General features: G+C 52.6%; 12 protein-coding genes. 4 read left to right on the forward strand and 8 right to left on the reverse strand.

Annotated elements, in window-relative coordinates; genetic code table 11:
* Positions 1 to 94 precede the first annotated feature (94 nt).
* Positions 95 to 2,707: an aminopeptidase N gene (gene pepN / locus OGV93_RS04845; RefSeq protein ID WP_019076406.1), complete on the reverse strand. Its 2,613-nt coding sequence runs from the start codon at positions 2,705 to 2,707 to the stop codon at positions 95 to 97.
* Between the two features lie 265 nt (positions 2,708 to 2,972).
* Here pepN and pncB point away from each other — a divergent pair, with 265 nt between their 5' ends.
* From pncB to aspC, 4 genes are all read left to right on the forward strand, one after another.
* Positions 2,973 to 4,175, forward strand: a complete 1,203-nt coding sequence (pncB, locus tag OGV93_RS04850; RefSeq protein ID WP_016152465.1) for a nicotinate phosphoribosyltransferase — start codon at positions 2,973 to 2,975, stop codon at positions 4,173 to 4,175.
* A 165-nt stretch (positions 4,176 to 4,340) separates the two neighbouring features.
* Positions 4,341 to 5,741 (forward strand): asparagine--tRNA ligase, encoded by a 1,401-nt coding sequence (gene asnS, locus OGV93_RS04855; RefSeq protein WP_016152464.1) that lies wholly within the window; start codon positions 4,341 to 4,343, stop codon positions 5,739 to 5,741.
* 601 nt (positions 5,742 to 6,342) lie between these two features.
* On the forward strand, positions 6,343 to 7,419 hold the full coding sequence (ompF, locus tag OGV93_RS04860; protein ID WP_016156126.1) for a porin OmpF: 1,077 nt from the start codon (positions 6,343 to 6,345) through the stop codon (positions 7,417 to 7,419).
* Positions 7,420 to 7,602: 183 nt separating this feature from the next.
* Complete coding sequence (aspC, locus tag OGV93_RS04865; protein WP_016152462.1) at positions 7,603 to 8,793, forward strand: aspartate transaminase; 1,191 nt, start codon at positions 7,603 to 7,605, stop codon at positions 8,791 to 8,793.
* Positions 8,794 to 8,847: 54 nt separating this feature from the next.
* Here aspC and OGV93_RS04870 read toward each other — a convergent pair whose 3' ends face one another.
* The 7 genes from OGV93_RS04870 to cmoM all read right to left on the reverse strand — a co-directional run bounded on the left by OGV93_RS04870 (position 8,848) and on the right by cmoM (position 19,520).
* The gene (locus OGV93_RS04870) at positions 8,848 to 9,495 is read right to left on the reverse strand and encodes an MBL fold metallo-hydrolase (RefSeq protein WP_003035823.1); all 648 of its coding nucleotides are present in this window, start codon (positions 9,493 to 9,495) and stop codon (positions 8,848 to 8,850) included.
* Positions 9,496 to 9,523: 28 nt separating this feature from the next.
* Positions 9,524 to 10,072: a peptidoglycan L,D-endopeptidase MepK gene (mepK, locus tag OGV93_RS04875; RefSeq protein ID WP_016152461.1), complete on the reverse strand. Its 549-nt coding sequence runs from the start codon at positions 10,070 to 10,072 to the stop codon at positions 9,524 to 9,526.
* A gap of 177 nt (positions 10,073 to 10,249) precedes the next feature.
* Positions 10,250 to 12,001 (reverse strand): L,D-transpeptidase, encoded by a 1,752-nt coding sequence (gene ldtD, locus OGV93_RS04880; RefSeq protein ID WP_131381021.1) that lies wholly within the window; start codon positions 11,999 to 12,001, stop codon positions 10,250 to 10,252.
* A 255-nt stretch (positions 12,002 to 12,256) separates the two neighbouring features.
* Complete coding sequence (gene mukB / locus OGV93_RS04885; protein WP_287109416.1) at positions 12,257 to 16,717, reverse strand: chromosome partition protein MukB; 4,461 nt, start codon at positions 16,715 to 16,717, stop codon at positions 12,257 to 12,259.
* Positions 16,717 to 17,421: a chromosome partition protein MukE gene (mukE, locus tag OGV93_RS04890; RefSeq protein ID WP_016152457.1), complete on the reverse strand. Its 705-nt coding sequence runs from the start codon at positions 17,419 to 17,421 to the stop codon at positions 16,717 to 16,719. The genes mukB and mukE overlap by 1 nt, the downstream gene beginning before the upstream one ends.
* A complete protein-coding gene (mukF, locus tag OGV93_RS04895) occupies positions 17,402 to 18,724 on the reverse strand; it encodes a chromosome partition protein MukF (protein ID WP_016156123.1) in 1,323 nt (440 codons plus the stop codon). Before mukF ends, mukE begins: the two co-directional genes overlap by 20 nt.
* Positions 18,717 to 19,520, reverse strand: coding sequence for a tRNA uridine 5-oxyacetic acid(34) methyltransferase CmoM (gene cmoM / locus OGV93_RS04900; protein ID WP_016156122.1), 804 nt, complete (start codon positions 19,518 to 19,520; stop codon positions 18,717 to 18,719). The genes mukF and cmoM overlap by 8 nt, the downstream gene beginning before the upstream one ends.
* Positions 19,521 to 19,534: the final 14 nt, after the last annotated feature.

Here is a 19,534-nt window from a genome sequence, read left to right on the forward strand (position 1 = left end):
AAAATCAGGCCCAGTAAGCGCAAGCGCCACCGGGCCTTTTGCCGGATAGCGGCGTTACCGCCTAATCCGGCTTACAAAACGACAGGTCAACGTTTCAGGCTAACGCTTTGGTTACCTTCTCGAACAGATCGCCGGAGAGATTCTCCAGACCTTTCAACTGCTCCAGCGCCGCGCGCATCTGCGTCTGACGTTTTGCATCATACCGTTTTAAGCGAATCAGCGGCTCAATCAGACGTGACGCCACCTGAGGGTTACGGCTATTGAGTTCAGTCAGCATGTCGACCAGGAACTGATAGCCGCTGCCATCTTCCGCATGGAATGCCGCCGGGTTGCTGCCCGCAAAGGCGCCAATCAGAGATCGGATTCGGTTCGGGTTACTCATACTGAAGGAACGGTGCTTCAGTAAGCCACGTACCGTTTCCAGCACGTTTCTCGCCGGGCTGGTGGATTGCAGGATAAACCATTTGTCCATCACCAGACCGTCATGATGCCACTTATCGTCATACTCCTGCATTAGCGTGTCGCGGCAAGGCAGTTGCGCCGCGACTGCCGCGGACAGCGCCGCCAGCGCATCGGTCATATTGTTTGCTTCACGGTACTGCTTGCTGACCAGCGTGTCGGCCAGATGGGTTTCGCCAAAGGCCAGGAAACGCAGGCAGGCATTACGTAGCGTACGCTTGCCAATATCGGCATGCTCAACGCGGTACTCATCAAGATGATTAGCGTTATAGATGGCGAGGAATTCATCCGCCAGTTCGGCCGCCAGCGTGCGAGTTAACGCTTCACGTACTTCCGTTATTGCCACCGGATCGATGATGTCGAACAGTTCAGCAATTTCATTCACCGAAGGCAGCGTCAGAATCTCTGCCGCCAGTGCCGGATCGATTTTTTCATCCAGCAAAATCGCCCGGAATGCATCGGCCACGTGTACCGGCAGCGACAGCGGCTGTCCCTGCTGATGGCGGGCTACGTTGAGCTTAATATAGGTCGCCAGCAAGCTTTGCGCCGCGTCCCAACGAGAGAAATCGTTACGCGCATGACGCATCAGGAAAGTCAGCTGCTGATCGCTCCATTTGTATTCCAGTTTTACCGGTGCGGAGAATTCGCACAGCAGTGCCGGAACCGGCTGGAAGTAGACGTTATCGAAGACAAACGTCTGCTCAGCCTGAGTGACATTGAGTACGGAATTCACCGGGTGCCCGCCTTTTTGCAGCGGGATCACTTTCCCTTGGTTGTCATACAACTCGAGGGCGAAAGGAATATGCAGCGGCTGTTTTTCGGCCTGATCCGGCGTGGCCGGCGTGCGCTGGCTGATAGTCAGCGTGTACTGCTCAGTGGATGGATTGTAGTCATCACGCACGGTCAGAATCGGCGTACCGGACTGACTGTACCAGCGGCGGAAATGCGAAAGATCGACGTTGGACGCATCTTCCATCGCCTGCACGAAATCATCACAGGTTGCAGCGCTGCCGTCATGACGCTCAAAGTACAACTGCATCCCTTTCTGGAAGTTAGCCTCACCGAGCAGGGTGTGGATCATACGAATAACTTCAGCGCCCTTTTCGTACACGGTCAGGGTATAGAAGTTGTTCATTTCAATGACCATATCCGGACGGATAGGATGCGCCATTGGGCTGGCATCTTCGGCAAACTGCAGGCCGCGCATGGTGCGTACATTGCTGATCCTGTTTACCGCGCGTGAGCCGAGATCGGAACTGAACTCCTGATCGCGGAACACGGTTAGCCCCTCTTTCAGGCTCAACTGGAACCAGTCGCGACAGGTCACGCGGTTGCCGGTCCAGTTGTGGAAATATTCGTGACCGATGACGCGCTCAATATCGAGGTAATCTTTGTCGGTGGCGGTATCGGTACGTGCCAGCACATATTTGGAGTTAAAGATGTTCAGACCTTTATTCTCCATCGCCCCCATGTTGAAGAAATCGACCGCGACAATCATATAAATGTCGAGGTCATATTCGAGGCCAAAGCGCTCTTCATCCCATTTCATGGAGTTTTTCAGCGAGGTCATCGCCCACGGCGCGCGGTCCAGGTTGCCGCGATCGACGTACAGTTCCAGCGCCACTTCACGCCCGGAACGGGTGGTAAAGGTGTCGCGCAAGACGTCGAAATCACCAGCTACCAGCGCAAACAGATAACACGGTTTCGGGAACGGATCCTGCCACTGTACCCAGTGACGACCATTTTCCAGTTCCCCCTGCGCCACACGGTTACCGTTGGAGAGCAGGAACGGATATTGGGTTTTATCGGCGATAATTTTGGTGGTAAAACGCGCCAGGACATCCGGCCTGTCGAGATACCAGGTAATATGGCGGAACCCTTCCGCTTCACACTGGGTGCACAGCGCGTCGCCGGACTTGTACAGTCCTTCCAGCGCGGTATTGGCCGCCGGGCTAATTTCATTCACGATACGCAGCGTAAAACGTTCCGGCAGTTGACTGATGACCAGAGCGCCCTCTTCTTCTTTATACTCTGCCCACGGCTCGTCGTTGACGTGGATCGACACCAGGGTCAGATCTTCACCATTCAGGCGCAGGGGCGCATCGGACGCGCCATGACGGACAGCCTGGCTCACGGCGGTGACCACGGTTTTTTCAGCATCCAGGTCAAAGGTCAAGTCAATATCAGTAATCTGGTAATCCGGCGCACGATAGTCGTGACGGTATTTGGCTTGTGGCTGTTGTGTCATAAAAAACCTTTAGCATCTTTGGTAGAGTCTCGGCTTCAGTCTATTCCTGTTGCGTAAATCGCGCTACGCAGAATGTTCATCTTTTCAGGCACAAACACCCTTTTTGCTACATTTTTATAACACGCGGCACGAATTGCCCTCGACCAGAAAGACAGCTTATGGTGTGATCGGGGTTCAATAAATCGCTAAACAAGGTATACTCCAGCGGTTTTCTTAGTTGTTTATTGTACTAAACGCTCCCGTGAGAGGATGCTACTGCGCACCTATGACACAATTCGCTTCTCCTGTTCTGCACTCGCTGCTGGATACAGACGCTTATAAGTTGCATATGCAGCAAGCCGTTTTTCACCACTACTATGATGTACAAGTAGCGGCTGAATTTCGTTGCCGTGGCGATGACCTGCTCGGTATTTATGCCGATTCTATTCGTGAGCAGGTGAATGCTATGCAACACCTGCGACTGCAGGAGGACGAGTACCAGTGGCTCTCCGGCCTGCCTTTCTTTAAAGCTGATTACCTCACCTGGTTACGTGATTTCCGCTATAACCCGGAACAGGTTTGCGTCACCAATGATAACGGTAAGCTGAACATCCGCTTAACCGGGCCGTGGCGTGAAGTGATCATGTGGGAAGTCCCGCTGCTAGCGGTCATCAGCGAGATGGTACACCGTTACCGTTCGCCCGAATCAGGCGTCCCGCAGGCACTCGATGAGCTGGAAAGCAAACTAGTAGAATTCTCTGCTTTAACGAAAGATGTCGATATGTCCCGCTTCCATCTGATGGATTTCGGTACGCGTCGTCGTTTTTCACGTGAAGTACAGCAGGCTATTGTTAAACGCCTGCAGCGAGAGCCCTGGTTTGTCGGCACCAGTAACTACGATCTGGCCCGCCGCCTGTCATTAACCCCAATGGGCACGCAGGCGCATGAGTGGTTCCAGGCTCATCAGCAAATCAGCCCTGAGCTTGCCACCAGCCAGCGCGTTGCCCTGGCCGCCTGGTTAAATGAATATCCTGACCAACTCGGCATTGCGCTGACCGATTGCATCACCATGGATGCGTTTTTACGCGACTTTGGCGTCGAGTTTGCGACCCGCTATCAGGGTTTACGCCATGACTCAGGCGACCCAGTGGAATGGGGTGAAAAAGCCATCGCCCATTATGAAAAACTGGGCATTGATCCGCTGAGCAAAACGCTGGTGTTTTCAGATAACCTCGATTTGAAAAAAGCGATTGAGCTCTACCGCCACTTCTCTTCTCGTGTGCAGTTGAGTTTTGGTATTGGCACACGTTTAACCTGTGATATTCCCCAGGTTAAGCCGCTCAATATTGTGATCAAGCTGGTGGAATGTAACGGCAAACCTGTGGCGAAGTTATCTGATAGCCCGGGTAAAACCATCTGCCACGATAAAGCGTTCGTGCGCGCGCTACGCAAAGCCTTCGATTTGCCGCATATTAAAAAAGCCAGTTAAACCTTCCAGGGAGCCAGTTTGGCTCCCTTTTCACGCTAATTTCCGAAATCTTTCACTCCAGCTACGAATTCTGCTTGTCTGATTGCAGATGCCAGGTAACATAGGTATCCCCCCATTACGGGTGGACATGTGTTTATATATCCGACTATTAACAGAGAGAATATTATGAGCGTTGTGCCTGTAGCCGACGTACTCCAGGGCCGCGTAGCCGTTGACAGCGAAGTCACCGTGCGCGGATGGGTGCGTACCCGCCGAGATTCAAAAGCTGGCATCTCCTTCCTCGCCGTTTATGACGGTTCCTGCTTTGATCCTGTACAGGCCGTCATCAATAATTCTCTGCCCAATTACAATCAGGACGTACTGCGCCTGACGACGGGTTGTTCAGTTATCGTAACGGGTAAAGTCGTTGCATCTCCTGGACAAGGACAGAGCTTTGAAATTCAGGCCACTGAGGTTGAAGTAGCCGGCTGGGTTGAAGATCCTGATACCTATCCAATGGCGGCTAAGCGTCACAGCATTGAGTATCTGCGTGAAGTGGCGCACATGCGCCCACGTACCAACATGATTGGTGCCGTCGCGCGTGTACGTCATACGCTGGCGCAAGCGCTACATCGCTTCTTCCACGAGCAGGGTTTCTTTTGGGTATCGACTCCGCTGATCACCGCTTCCGACACCGAAGGTGCCGGTGAAATGTTCCGCGTGTCTACGCTGGATCTGGAAAACCTGCCGCGTAACGATCAGGGCAAAGTCGATTTCGACAAAGACTTCTTTGGTAAAGAAGCTTTCCTGACCGTTTCCGGTCAGCTGAACGGCGAAACCTACGCCTGTGCTCTGTCCAAAATTTATACCTTTGGCCCGACGTTCCGTGCAGAAAACTCTAATACCAGTCGTCACCTGGCAGAGTTCTGGATGCTGGAACCGGAAGTGGCTTTCGCCGACCTGAACGATGTTGCAGGCCTGGCTGAAGCGATGCTGAAGTACGCGTTCAAAGCCGTACTGGCTGAGCGTGCGGATGATATGAAATTCTTCGCCGAACGTGTCGACAAAGACGCGATTTCACGCCTGGAACGTTTCATTGAGGCTGACTTCGCGCAGGTGGATTACACCGACGCGGTAAGCATTCTGGAAAAATGCGGCAAACAGTTCGAAAACCCGGTTTACTGGGGTGTGGATCTGTCTTCTGAGCACGAACGTTACCTTGCTGAAGAGCACTTTAAAGCGCCGGTCGTCGTTAAAAACTACCCGAAAGATATCAAAGCGTTTTATATGCGCCTTAACGAAGACGGTAAAACCGTTGCAGCAATGGACGTCCTGGCTCCAGGAATCGGTGAAATCATCGGTGGTTCTCAGCGTGAAGAGCGTCTGGACGTCCTGGATGCCCGTATGCTGGAAATGGGTCTGAACAAAGAAGATTACTGGTGGTATCGCGACCTGCGTCGCTACGGTACCGTTCCACATTCCGGCTTCGGTTTGGGCTTTGAGCGTTTGATCGCTTACGTTACCGGCGTGCAGAACGTCCGTGACGTTATTCCGTTCCCGCGTACCCCGCGTAACGCCACGTTCTAACCCTGCATTTTTGATACAAAAGCCAGCATTGCTGGCTTTTTTTGTCACCGCTTCACGTTTTGGGATCCCCCTCCCGCGTTTAACACAACCCTTCGCCTTCCCCCCTTCCTGTTACGTAATATTTCACTGCAACATATTTGAACAAAAAATAATCAGCATTTTTATTGTGGATTAGTATTTTCTGATTAAATAGTACATTTTCTGACCATTTGCGCGGCATTCCAGACGTCCAGAAATAGCCATCTGTAAAGCAGGAACTTTATGGCAGAACAGAGAAAAAAGGAGTTTATCTAAATTAAATATAAGAAAATCATATAAATAGAAATAGAAGCGGTGATTTTTAGCGTACGGACATCTGAAATTTGAAGTTGTTCACAAAGTTGCACAAAAATAACATTTTGTTACACACTTTTTCTTTTTGAAACCAAATCTTTATATTTGTAGCACTTTGACGGTAGCGAAACGATAGTTTGAATGGAAAGATGCCTGTCAGACACATAAAGACACCAAACTCTCATCAATAGTTCCGTAAATTTTTATTGACGGAAATTATTGGCGGCAGTGGCAGGTGTCATATAAAAACCGATGAGGGTAATAAATAATGATGAAGCGCAATATTCTGGCAGTGGTTATCCCTGCTCTGCTGGTAGCCGGGGCAGCTAACGCTGCAGAAATCTATAACAAAGATGGCAACAAAGTAGACCTGTACGGTAAAGCAGTAGGTCTGCACTATTTTTCCAAGCACAACGGTGACAATGCCTACGCACCTAATGGCGATCAGACTTACGCCCGTCTTGGTTTCAAAGGGGAAACTCAGATTAACGACCAACTGACCGGTTACGGCCAGTGGGAATACCAGTTCAGCGGCAATAACTCTGAAGGCGGTGATGATGCTCAGAATGGCAACAAAACCCGTCTGGCGTTTGCCGGTCTGAAATTCGGTGATGCAGGCTCCTTCGATTACGGTCGTAACTACGGCGTCGTTTACGATGCTCTGGGTTACACCGATATGCTGCCAGAATTCGGTGGTGATACTGCTGCTTCCGACCAGTTCTTCTCTCAGCGTAACGGCGGTCTCGCAACTTACCGTAACTCTAACTTCTTCGGTTTGGTTGAAGGCCTGAACTTCGCTGTTCAGTACCTGGGCAAAAACGAGCGTGATGACGTTCGTCGCTCTAACGGTGATGGCGTTGGCGGTTCTGTTAGCTACGAATTCGAAGGTTTTGGTATCGTAGGTGCGTATGGTGCAGCTGATCGTACCGATGCCCAGCAAAACCCACTTCTGCGCGGCCACGGCGACAAAGCTGAGCAGTGGGCGACCGGCTTGAAATACGATGCTAACAACATCTACCTGGCGGCGAACTACAGCGAAACCCGTAACGCAACCCGTATCGCTAACGGTTATGCTAACAAAACTGAAGACGTCCTGTTGGTTGCTCAGTACCAGTTCGACTTCGGCCTGCGTCCGTCCCTCGCCTATACCAAATCTAAAGGTAAGGACATCGAAGGAATCGGCGACGTAGATCTGGTGAACTACTTCGAAGTGGGTGCGACTTACTACTTCAACAAAAACATGTCCACCTATGTTGATTATATCATCAACCAGATCGATTCTGACAACAAACTGGGCGTAGGCTCTGACGACACCGTTGCAGTGGGTATCGTTTACCAGTTCTAATAGCAGACCTCTTTGTTAAATGCCTAAAAAACAGGACTTCGGTCCTGTTTTTTTATCTCTGCTAGCGGATTCTTGCGTCTTAAAAAAACACCTCGGCTTTTCGTCAGTAACGGTTGGCATTTTGTAAATCTACCGTTAACCTGATAGCGGACTTCCCTTCTGTAATCACTATGGAACCTCGTCATGTTTGAGAACATTACTGCCGCTCCTGCCGACCCCATTTTGGGTCTGGCTGATTTGTTTCGTGCCGATGACCGCCCAGGAAAAATAAACCTTGGGATCGGTGTATATAAAGATGAGACAGGCAAAACGCCGGTACTGACCAGCGTTAAAAAAGCCGAGCAATATATTCTGGAAAATGAAACCACCAAAAATTACCTTGGCATCGACGGTATTCCAGAGTTTGGTCGCTGCACTCAGGAATTACTGTTTGGTAAAGAAAGTTCGCTTATCAACGACAAACGTGCGCGTACAGCACAGACCCCTGGCGGCACTGGCGCACTGCGTGTGGCCGCTGATTTCCTGGCAAAAAACACCTCAGCTAAACGCGTATGGGTGAGCAATCCAAGCTGGCCAAACCATAAGAGCGTCTTTAACTCTGCCGGTCTGGAAGTTCGTGAATACAACTATTACGATGCCGCGAATCACTCATTAGACTTTGATGCGCTGCTGGCAAGCCTCAGCGAAGCGCAGGCTGGCGACGTGGTGTTATTCCACGGCTGCTGCCATAACCCAACCGGTATCGATCCTACGCTGGAGCAGTGGCAAACGCTGGCTCAGCTTTCTGTCGAAAAAGGTTGGTTGCCGCTGTTTGACTTCGCATACCAGGGCTTTGCCCGCGGTCTGGAAGAAGATGCAGAAGGTCTGCGCGCATTCGCTGCGCTGCACAAAGAGCTGATCGTCGCCAGCTCCTACTCCAAGAACTTTGGTCTGTACAATGAGCGCGTAGGCGCCTGTACTCTGGTTGCAGCCGATGCTGAAACCGTCGACCGCGCATTTAGCCAGATGAAATCCGTCATTCGTGCCAACTATTCCAACCCACCAGCACACGGTGCGTCGGTTGTGGCAACCATCCTGAGCAACGATGCCCTGCGCGCTATCTGGGAGCAGGAACTGACTGATATGCGTCAACGCATCCAACGCATGCGTTTGCTGTTTGTGAATACGCTGCAGGAGAAAGGTGCGAACCGAGACTTCAGCTTTATCATCAAACAGAACGGCATGTTCTCATTCAGCGGCCTGACCAAAGAGCAGGTTCTGCGTCTGCGTGAAGAGTTTGGTGTCTATGCCGTCGCTTCCGGACGTGTGAACGTAGCAGGAATGACGCCAGATAACATGGCGCCGCTGTGCGAAGCGATTGTCGCAGTACTGTAATCTATCGCGTACTAAAAAGGCCGCAATAGCGGCCTTTTTCATTTATCTGCGGTGTTACCAGACTGGCATTTCATCCTGCAGGAACGGATTATGTAGCCGTTCGTTGCCCAACGTCGAAAGTGGGCCGTGACCCGGAATAAACGTCACGTCATCGCCCAACGGCAACAGTTTACGTTTAATCGAATCAATCAATTGACTATGATCTCCGCGAGGAAAATCGCTGCGCCCTACGCCGCCTTTGAAAATCACGTCACCAGAAATCAGTAGCTTTGATTGTTCATCAAAGAAGACCACATGTCCCGGCGTGTGACCCGGGCAATGCAGTACCTGCAACGTCACGTTACCCACGCTTACCCGGTCGCCTTCATTCAACCAGCGATCGGGCGTCAGCGGCTCACAATCGCCCAGGCCAAACATGCGACTCTGAGCAGGAAGTCCTTGTAACCAGAACTCATCTTCTTTTTCCGGACCAATAACCGGTACACCATAATGCTGTGCCAGTTCAGCCGCCGCACCTACGTGATCAAGATGACCATGGGTGAGCAGGATCTGCATTAGCGTCAGGCCACTGGCATCGACTTCCTGTTTGATTTTCTCAGCATCGCCGCCGGGATCGACCAGCGCAGCCAGACGGGTTTGCTCACACCAGATTAACGAGCAGTTCTGGGCGAATGCAGTGACCGGAATAATACGATAGTTCATACGGCTCCTGTTTCATTAAGCTTATGGATCACCAATGACGCGCCGGTCCGGTGTCAATATGCACAAAGTTACTGCGTGGGTAGTATCCTACACCACCTGCGCGCATAGATAACGCAGCTTTGCGAATATTACTTAATGCGATGCCTTCAATATGGAAATCCATGGCCTGCCCTTTCGTGTGGTAGCTTTTCTTTGCCACACCGCGGCTGTGCGCACGTAATTCATTATTGGTATCAATAGAGCGGTAACCAGAAATAAGCTGTACGGGTTTACGCGTGCCCAGCAGGCCCTGCAGACGGAAGAGTTGATCGAACAATCCCGGATCGATGGATTTCACTTTATTCGCACGAAAATCACGGAAAAAGTGATTAAGTTTAGCTAATTCGTCCTGAATATAGCCCCTGCCATCAAAAAACTCTGCTTTTATTGACTCACCGGTATGCAGGTTATTCAGAGTCAAAATGCGCGGACGTGGGGTGGAGAGTGTAGCAAACGCAGGCGTAGGCAGGATGGCAGCGCCGAGGGCAATGCCACCAAGCGCCAGCAGTTTGCGGCGATTAGCGTCAAATTTGTCCATGGTTTTAAGGTCTACAAGGTCAATGTTATCGTATGTATGCTCTAGCGCACGCGGGAAACCTTATCTGGCTAAGTAGTCCACGTCAAGGCTCCCAACCCCAGGAAATACGGGGCTTGCAGCCATTCCGCCCCGTTTCCAGCATAACTTACGACAATTATTTTCCTCGAACTGCTTCATTTATCTGATTAATTGTTCAGCTTTTGACACAATTTGTGCACTGGATCGCGCTGTCTGATCGTAATTGTAAATATCTGTACGATACTGCGTGCGACCATCCGGGCCAACAAATGCGGTCAGATAGTAGAGGTTAACGGGGATATTCTGGCGAATATTCACGTACCTTGTATCCCCTTGCTTCAGGGCATCCGAGATGCGCGTATCATTCCACCCCGCATCCTGTAGCAGCATATTCGCCAGCTCAGATGCCTTGTTCACGCGCACGCAGCCGGAGCTTAACGCCCGCGAATCCTTCTGAAACAGAGTGTGGTTCGGCGTATCGTGCAGATAAATAGCATCCGAACTCGGCATATTGAATTTATAGCGTCCGAGCGAGTTACGCGCTCCCGGAGCCTGCTGGAAGCGGAACGGCAGATTGGAGGCGGTGATGGTGGCCCAGTCAACCTGCCACGGATCTATCGTCTCTTTGCTGTTCCAGCCGCGCATTACGGTATAGCCGTGACGCTCAAGATACCCTGGGTCATTCCAAACCTTAGGCAGAATATCCTTCCGGGCCAGCGTCGGCGGCACGTTCCACGGCGGGTTAACGACCACGTTATTCAGCGCACTGCTCATCATCGGCGTTTTACGATCGGGACGTCCGACGATAACGCGCGAGGCCAGCACCTGATTGCCGTTCTGATAATACACCAGCGAGTAGGCAGGAATATTCACCATAATACCGGTAGACAGCGTACCCGGCAGCAGGCGCAAGCGCTGAATATTTAACGCCAGCACGCCCGCACGTTGAGCGGGCGTCACGTTCAGCCAGTCACGCGTGGCAGGGCCAATCGCGCCATCGGCCCCAAGCCCCTGCCACGTCTGAAAACGCTTAACCGCGTCAACAAGTTCACGATCGTAAGCGCTACGGCCTTCTTTGGCAGCCGTACTGACAACAGATTCCAGCATCCCGGTGCGGCGCAAAATTTCACGCAGCGCAGGGATATCCTTACTCCACTCCCCCGGACGCAGCGTCGCGATACTGGTCAGTTGCGGCCAGGGCCGCGTATCGCCCACCAGCTTGAGCAGCGATTCATGCATGGCTGCGTACTGCGGATGTTGCGGTGCCAGGCTGGCGACAAACGAAGTCAGTTGACCGTTATCCAGCGCGACTTGCCATTGGTTGATCACGGAAATCGGCGGCGTCGTCAGCGCATAGGGCTTATCGCTATAGAGCCAGCGATTACCTTTGACGGGGATGTTGGCAATAAAGTGCAGATACCCCATCATCGCATCTGAGAGCACGATATCTCGCGCCTGACCGGTTACTGCCGGGTCAGTCAGTAGAGCAACCCAGGTGGTGAACTGCGGCTGAAAGCCGGCAATCGCCACTTCAGCTAACTGTTGCTGAAAGGCTTTTACCGCATCACGATTTTCCCACATCGGTTTCATTTCGCGTGCGGCATACAGCAGTTCCAGTTGGCTCATATAAACCGGTGTGAAGCCCGCTGGAAGTTGAGATTGTAATTCGGCGCGGGCTTTATCAACTGACACGCCCTCGGGCAGTGGTTGGATACCTGCCATGATAGCCGTCGCGGAAGATTGAGCCTGCGGCTGTGATAACGCTGTTGGCTGTTCACTGACGGTCGCTGAGCTATCGCCAGGGATCATTTCAGGCTCATCGGCCTGCGCATTGAACAGTGGAGCGAATGTTACGGCCAGGCACAAACTAATTGCCGACAGCCGACGACCACACATTTTATTAAGCAACATCCCTTGCCCCCTGTTTTTTTATCATACTTTGAGTAGCCAGGCCGTATGTCTTCCCCTTATTTTGGCGGGGCCGAACCTGTAAAACGCCAATACAAGCTGAAGTATGACGAGCAAGCCTGTGACGCGTTAGGCTTACCTTTAGTATATAAACATGAAAAAAATTTTGCCTAACCTAATGTAAAGAAGTTTAAAGAAATTACACCAGTTATTGAGAATTTCCAGAAAAAAGAAGGCGGCCATTTAGCCGCCTTTTATTTAGCTTGCCTGCGAGGAGGCATCTTCGGTGCCAGGCAGCGGCTCAGGTAGCTGAGGCGCAAACCCGCGCAGACCTACCACGTGAACGTGTTCGGTGTTCTGGAAGACTTTACGCACCAGTTTGTAAGTGGTGCCTTTCTCCGGGCTAATGTTTTCTGGGGCTGCGATAATCAGCTGCATTTGCAGACGCTCGCACAGTTCAAACAGAGTCGCGATAGAGCGTGCATCAAGTCGCGCAGCTTCATCCAGGAACAGCAGACGGCAAGGAGAAATATCTTTCCCGCGCAGTCTACGCCCTTCGTCTTCCCAGCTTTGCACAACCATCACCAGAATAGACATCCCGGTCCCGATCGCTTCACCGGTTGACAGCGCACCAGATTCAGCACGCAGCCAGCCGTCAGAGCCACGGTTAACCTCAACTTCCATTTCCAGATAGTTACGGTAATCCAGCAGCTCTTCACCAATGGTTTGCGGCGTACGTTGCCCCATATCAATCTGCGGATTCAGACGCTGATACAACTTCGCCAGCGCTTCAGAGAAGGTCAGACGATTGCTGTTAAACAGATCCTGGTGCTGCTCATGCTGTTCGGAAAGTACGTCCAGCAAGGTAGCATGCGTCTCGCGTACGTTGACGTTCAGACGAACGCTGTTTACCTGGCCAAACGACACGCTTTGCAGCCCCTGGTTCAGCATGCGAATACGGTTCTGTTCGCGCTGAATGGTCTTACGAATGATATTCGCCACGCTGCGAGAGCTGATCGCCAGTTTCTGTTCGCGGGACGTTAATTCTTCCGTCAGACGGCTCAGCTCAATCTCCATCTGTTCGATCGCTTCAACCGGATCGTCGGTACGGATGATATCCTGACGAATACGTTCACGCAGATGCTGATAAACCGCGACAAAGAACTGAATTTTACGCTCTGGGCGTTTTGGATCTTCAGACATGCGCAGTACATCGCGCAGGTGTTCGTTATCCGCAACCGCCAGGCGCAGCGCACCGAGCGCCTTATCCGACATCGAGCGCAGTTCATCACCGGAAAGATACGCCAGCTCCCGACGGTGCAGGCGGCGTTCAACGCCGTTATCTTTCACCATCCGCATCACTGCACACCATCCGGCTTTCGCGGTAACCACCTGCTCGCGCATCTCAAAATAATCACGTTCCAGCTTGCGCAGCCTGCGGGTCAGGTTTTCCATCTCCGCTTCGCAGAAGGTCAGCGCTTTTTCCAGTTGGTTACGGCGGGCACGGTTATTGCTGAGCTGCGCATGCAGTTCATCACGACGAATACGCGCGCGCTCTTCGGCACCGCTGTCCGCACGAACGCCAATATCCTGCAGTTCACGTTGTAAATCGTTAAGCAGCTCTTTTTTGGTGTCATAGGAGCTTTTCAGCGACGCCATGACCTGGTTGTACTGGCTTAACTGTGCAGCGTGACTGCGTAGCGCTTCACGGGCGTGGGTACGTTCAGCTTCCGCCTGTTCCAGGCGCTCACGCAGTTTTTCGTTCAGATCGCTGTTGCCGCTAAGCATTTCAGCAGAGTCGGAATAGCTAAAGTGCGCCCGGCGCTGCACTACTTCGGTCAAGGCAAAAGCTTGCTGACGCGCATCGCGCTGCATCTGCTGGGAATACGCGTAGTCTTCCTTCAGTTGTTCAAACTGCTCAGGGTCATTTTGCAGGACCGAAACAATCGGTTCCAGTTTGGCTAACTGGTTGCCATGTTGCTGTACAAAACGCGCTGCTTCCTGGGCTTCATCCAGGCGCTCACGAATTTCGTCCACGCGATCGGCCAGCGTGTCATCCGCCAGCAGATTCAAACGCGGGAGAAGGCGGTTAAGAGCAGAGACCCCCTCTTTCGCCTGCTCAAACTGCATACGGCTTTGCTGATTATCATTTTCATGATTGCTCAGCGCACGTTCCAGTTCAACGCGACGGCCATTCAGTTGGCGAATTTCCGCTTCCGGATCGGCTTCAAACGCCACCGACAAATGACTGCCAATGAAACGACTGAACGCCTGATGCAGACGCTGGGTTTTCTGGACGTCAAAGGAGAGCGTTGCGAAACGTTCAGACAGCCCTTCACGCTCGGCATGCAGGGTTTCGATACGGCTTTCGCGCGCTGCACGGCCAAAAATCGGCACCGTCGGGAAGCGGGAATAACGCCACTGACGCTCGGCGGTTTTCACCACTACCGCTTTTTCCAGCTCATCAACGCTGAAAACGCTGTCATCAAACGACTGCGGATCCCCTTCGATGAAATAGAGATCTTCCGGACAATCCGTCAGCCCTTCAAGCTGCTCGGTAATCAGCGACAGATCCGGCACCACGATGGCATGACGCGAAGGACCGTACAGCGCAGAGAAGTACGGCGCATCTTCAAGGCTAACGTCGTCATAGATTTCTGACAGCAGAACGCCGCCGAAGCGCTCCGCCAGCGCGTTCAGACGCTGATCTTCCGCCCCGCCCGGCTGACTTAAACGTTCAATTTCTTCATCAACTGCATTTTTGCGCGCACCGACTTCATCACGCTCAACAATGGCTTCACGCTCGCGCTCCAGCAGTTGTTGCAGATACTCGGTCACGTCCTGGCTTGAGGTAAACTCTTCGCCACACTGCTCGCTAAGCTGATTCAGGCTATTCTGCGCGGCCAGCCAGACAGGCGCACGTTTCATTAAGTGCTGGATACGAGACTGCAGTTGTTCCTGCTCTTGACGCAACGTCATACGCTGTTCGCTGGCAGAAGAGACGCTATCCGACAAGGCGGCGATGCGTGCTTCCAGCTCCTGGTGCAGCGCTTCCAGCTCATCGATATCGAACTGTTTACCCTGACGCTTGCAGAATTCAGCCAGCAGACGTTCGGCGTCTTGCTGTTCGCGCAGACGCTGCTCCAGTTCGCTGAGTCGCATACGCAACGGCTGAACCTGTTCCGCCAGGTGGCGCTGTTCAACGCCTTCCCGCAGCAGTTCACGCGCCACGCTCCAGGCTTCACCACGCGCCAGCGGGCCATTGATAGCCGCCACCAGTTGATAAGCCTGTTCGAACTGGCTGTGCGCGGTTTGCGCCACGCTCATTTTTTGTTCCAGCGTCAGCAGTTTTTCAGTGGCTTCCTGCTCTTTAGCCTGGAAGGTTTCCAGCCATTCAGCAGCGCTGTCGGCGGTCAGATCCGGTAAGTGGCAGAGCTCTTTCGCCCGATTCAGCGCTTGGATCGCCTGGGTATATTGGATGGCTCGCGTTTGCTGGACGTCCAGCGCTTGCTGATAATCGGCAAGCTGGCTTTTCAGCTCATCCACTTCCAGTTCCGCGGCTTCTGCGCGGGCTTCGTTTTCATCCTGGCGGTCAACGGCTTCCGCGACCACCTCATTTTGTTCTTCGAGACGGACCTGCAGTTCTTCGAGATCTGCTTCGTAGCGTTCAATTTTTTCCTGCTGACGCAGCGCGGTTTGCACCAGATTCAGGTGATCGCTCGCGGCCTGGTAATCAGCTTCCAGATCGCCTTCCGCGCCGTTATGCTCGCCCAGTTCGCGCGCCATATCCACGTGCTTATACTGCTCCGCGGCCAGCTGCTTACGTGAGGTATGCAGCTCACGACGATATTCCAGCGCTTTATCAAGATGGATACGACGTTCGTTGGCGTGACGCATATAATCCGCGGCCACATAGTTAGTCGCTTCGCTGATCAAATGCTTAAACAGATCGCGGTCAGACTGAGTTACGCGAATCGCTTCCAGCGTCATGCGGTTTTCACGCAGCGCAGCTTCCATATCCTGGAAGGCTTTACGTACGCCGCTGTTTTCCGGCAGCAGGTAGTCACGCAGTGAACGGGTAATGGCACTGGAGATCCCGCCGTACAGCGAGGCTTCAATCAGACGATAGAATTTACTACGGTCAGACGCGGAACGCAGACGACGGGCGATGATGCCCAGATCGAACATCAGTGAGTGATAATCGGTGATTGAGTTGAACTGTTTAAACTGCACACCTTCCATCTCATCAAGCTTCTCTTTCAGCTCAGAGAGGGACAGCACGCGCGCCTGGCGTTCATTCAGCGTTTCCGTCACCAGTTGGGTTGGCTGCACCGACATCGGCAGTCCCTGAATGGCAAACGGTTTGATATCCACTTTACGATCGCGACCGGCAACCTGTTGCAGACGCACCCCCACGACCACGCGCTGATGCCGCGAGTTGAGGACGTCGAGCATTGAGTAACAGACGCCCGCTTTCAACTTACCGTGCAGGCCCTTATCACGTGAACCACTGGTTGCACCGGCTTCGGTGGTGTTACGGAAATGCAGCAGGGTTAAGTCCGGGATGAGCGCTGTAACAAATGCCGCCATGGTGGTGGACTTACCCGCACCGTTACCGCCGGACAGCGTGGTAACCAGTTCATCAAGGTCGAATGTACGGGCAAAAAAACCATTCCAGTTAATCAGCGTAAGTGAGCGAAATTTACCGCGTTCAATCATTATTCTTCTTCTCCACTGTCCGGCTGATTCTCTTCGGGCTCATCGTTGAGCTGCAGGCGGTTCTCGACCGGCATCGCTTCGCCATCACGAATTAAGCGACGCTGCGCTTCGCGCGGATCGTCACCGCTTCGCACGTCCGCGCCAAAGCGGAAGACTGATTCCGTAATACGGAATTTGCTGCTGTCGTGACCCATAAACCACACCATGCCTAAACGGCGCAGACGGTTTAGTGAAGAACGAACTTTTTCCTGTAGTTTCTGGCGATCAACATCCGAACCGGTTGAACGGTTGTTCACCAGTTTCAGCAGCTTCGCTTCATCAGCCAGCGTTAGCAGCTCGTCGTACAACTCTTGCTGGGTAAAAATCCCTTCGTTCGCCAGGCGTTCCGGGCTGAGATAGAGATAGCAAAGAATTTTACCGACCATCATGTCCAGTTCAGACAGGACCGAACGGGGAATGAGCGTCGTTGAACGCGGGCGAAGGTAGAAGAACCCTTCCGGCGCACGGATCAATTCCACGTTATAGCGGCTGTAAAACTCTTCAAAATATTCCTGAAAATCCATCAGGAAGGCATGATTATCCAGTTCATCCAGACCGATATGGCGGCCCGAACGTAAGGCGCTGTCCAGCGCCGGAAATAACGGATTCGCCAGCGCCTGCGCCAGCTTTACCGGCATCACTTGTTCAATATTTGTCAATGACATGCGCCTGTACCTTGGCTCCGTAATCATTAATCGGCTGCCATTTGGCTGGCAGTCCGGTGAAGTCTGCTTGCGCTACGCCAAGGCGTACCGCCTGATCGATAACTATGCGCGCGACGTCGAAATGACGCGCACGTGGGTATTGCGCCAGATACTCGCGCACGACCAAACCGAGATCCAGTGGTGTTTGTCTGGATTTGTAGATAGCCAGCTGTTCTTCGATGATCGCCGCCAGCTGTTCACGGATCTCGTTAAATTCTTCATATTCCAGATCTTCCGGAAGCTCGCCGGTGACCTCTTCGTCACGCAGCACCATCTCTTCGTCACGCATATCCAGCAGACGATCGGCGTTGGCATAGGTTAGCGCCCACGGATCGTCAAAGTATGTCTGCACGGACTGGCGCAAACGCTGGGCAAAGACGCGGTTTTTATCCATATCGATCGCGGTACGGATAAACTTATGCACGTGACGATCGTAGCCGATCCATAAATCAATGGACTGCTGACCCCAACTGATAATGCGGTCGAGCTTACTTTGTAAGTCAAACACCAGCCGATCGACGAAATGCAAATCGTCATGCGTCATCGTGGCGTCCTGGATGTGTAACAGGTGAGCCTGCAGCTTATCCCCCGCCGCTTCCAGCGTATCCTGCAGTTCACGCAGCGTACCAGACGTTTCAGAGAGCAGCAGTTCACAGCTGGAGATCGCCGCCCGCCAGTCTTTATTAAGCAACTGTGCGATGTCGTCTTTTACCTGCTGTTGTTGTTCATCCATGATGCGCTGAGTCAGATCGATACTGTCGAAAATCTCCGCCACCGAGTATTTCAATGGCGCGTAGACGTTGCGATGCCAGTGGAACTCATCGCCACCTTCCGCTGCCGCATCCGCCGCGCGCTTTAGTTCACCTGCAACAATCGACAGCTGCATTGAAAGACGCAGCGTAGAGAATTCGCGCTGACGAATGTAGTAATCCGTGATGCCAATTCCCAATGGCGTTAAACGATATATAGCGTTGCCTTCCGCCTGCTCGCTGGTAAAGCGGTTCAGCAGACGTTGACGCACCATATCGTTGATCGCGTTGTTGGCGCGTACGCCGATGGTTTCGCTGGTTTGCTCAAACGCATCACTCACATGGCGGAACGCATCCACCAGCTCACCTTCACTCATCTCGCCGTCAAGTCGCTCACCGTTCAGGGTCGCGACCGCCAGCAGGAACGAAAGTCTGTCTACCGGCAGAGAGATGGAGAAGTCATTTTTTCTGGCCCAGGCAACCAGTTCGGGGACTGTCTGGGAAAATTCACTCATAAATTATCCTTGCATCTGCGGCTCGGGCCGAACTTTTAATCGCGGTGACATGAATATAGCGCCCAAGGCTGATATACGGTTCCTGGCGGCAATAGCGCGTTTCTAACTCAAGTAACATTTCAAAGTCGTCATGCTGTTTATGTTTATCTCGCAGATAATCATGAAACACGCGGACGCCCGTTTTACCGGTTATCTGCCAACCGATCTCGTCCAGCCACTGGTAGACCTGCCCCGGATCGCGCGGGTAGTCCGGTGAAAGCGTGCGTTTTTTACGTTTCGGCATCCCCACCTGCACATAGTCAAAGTTCCCTGCGACCATGTTATGCATCAACAGACCGTTAGCATTGTAGAACATTAACGACAGCGCGCCGCCAGGACGCAATACTGACCACAGAGTCTGCAACACGTTGACCGGATCTGTCACCCACTCCAGCACAGCATGAAACAATATCAGATCAACCGGGCTTTCCAAATGCGAAGCAACATCCTGAGCGGCGCATTGTATAAAATGCATGTTCCCGCTCACACCTTTTGCCTCTGCCGCCTGTTGCGCTCGGGCGATCATCTCGCCAGACAGATCGCATAATGTGACGAAATGTCCTCGTTCCGCCATTTTGATGGCCGTTTGCCCTTCACCACCACCGGCATCCAGAATGTGCAGTTTTTGCTCACCGAACGTTTCCAGTAATCGATCCAGATCCTGCCAAAGGATAGCCTGTCTTAATTGACCTTTGGTGGTGCCGTAAATGTTACGGGAAAACTTCTCTGCAATGTCATCAAAATTGCGATCCCGCATCGGGCTCTCCGCAT

It is taken from the genome of Citrobacter sp. Cb031, from assembly GCF_030336725.1.
GTDB classification, from domain to species: Bacteria; Pseudomonadota; Gammaproteobacteria; order Enterobacterales; family Enterobacteriaceae; genus Citrobacter; species Citrobacter braakii.

Excerpts from the sequence above, each read along its gene's own strand:
- pepN (WP_019076406.1), bottom strand. The coding sequence starts at position 2,707 with ATGACACAACAGCCACAAGCCAAATACCGTCACGACTATCGTGCGCCG.
- pncB (WP_016152465.1), top strand. The coding sequence starts at position 2,973 with ATGACACAATTCGCTTCTCCTGTTCTGCACTCGCTGCTGGATACAGAC.
- asnS (WP_016152464.1), top strand. The coding sequence starts at position 4,341 with ATGAGCGTTGTGCCTGTAGCCGACGTACTCCAGGGCCGCGTAGCCGTT.
- ompF (WP_016156126.1), top strand. The coding sequence starts at position 6,343 with ATGATGAAGCGCAATATTCTGGCAGTGGTTATCCCTGCTCTGCTGGTA.
- aspC (WP_016152462.1), top strand. The coding sequence starts at position 7,603 with ATGTTTGAGAACATTACTGCCGCTCCTGCCGACCCCATTTTGGGTCTG.
- OGV93_RS04870 (WP_003035823.1), bottom strand. The coding sequence starts at position 9,495 with ATGAACTATCGTATTATTCCGGTCACTGCATTCGCCCAGAACTGCTCG.
- mepK (WP_016152461.1), bottom strand. The coding sequence starts at position 10,072 with ATGGACAAATTTGACGCTAATCGCCGCAAACTGCTGGCGCTTGGTGGC.
- ldtD (WP_131381021.1), bottom strand. The coding sequence starts at position 12,001 with ATGTTGCTTAATAAAATGTGTGGTCGTCGGCTGTCGGCAATTAGTTTG.
- mukB (WP_287109416.1), bottom strand. The coding sequence starts at position 16,717 with ATGATTGAACGCGGTAAATTTCGCTCACTTACGCTGATTAACTGGAAT.
- mukE (WP_016152457.1), bottom strand. The coding sequence starts at position 17,421 with ATGTCATTGACAAATATTGAACAAGTGATGCCGGTAAAGCTGGCGCAG.
- mukF (WP_016156123.1), bottom strand. The coding sequence starts at position 18,724 with ATGAGTGAATTTTCCCAGACAGTCCCCGAACTGGTTGCCTGGGCCAGA.
- cmoM (WP_016156122.1), bottom strand. The coding sequence starts at position 19,520 with ATGCGGGATCGCAATTTTGATGACATTGCAGAGAAGTTTTCCCGTAAC.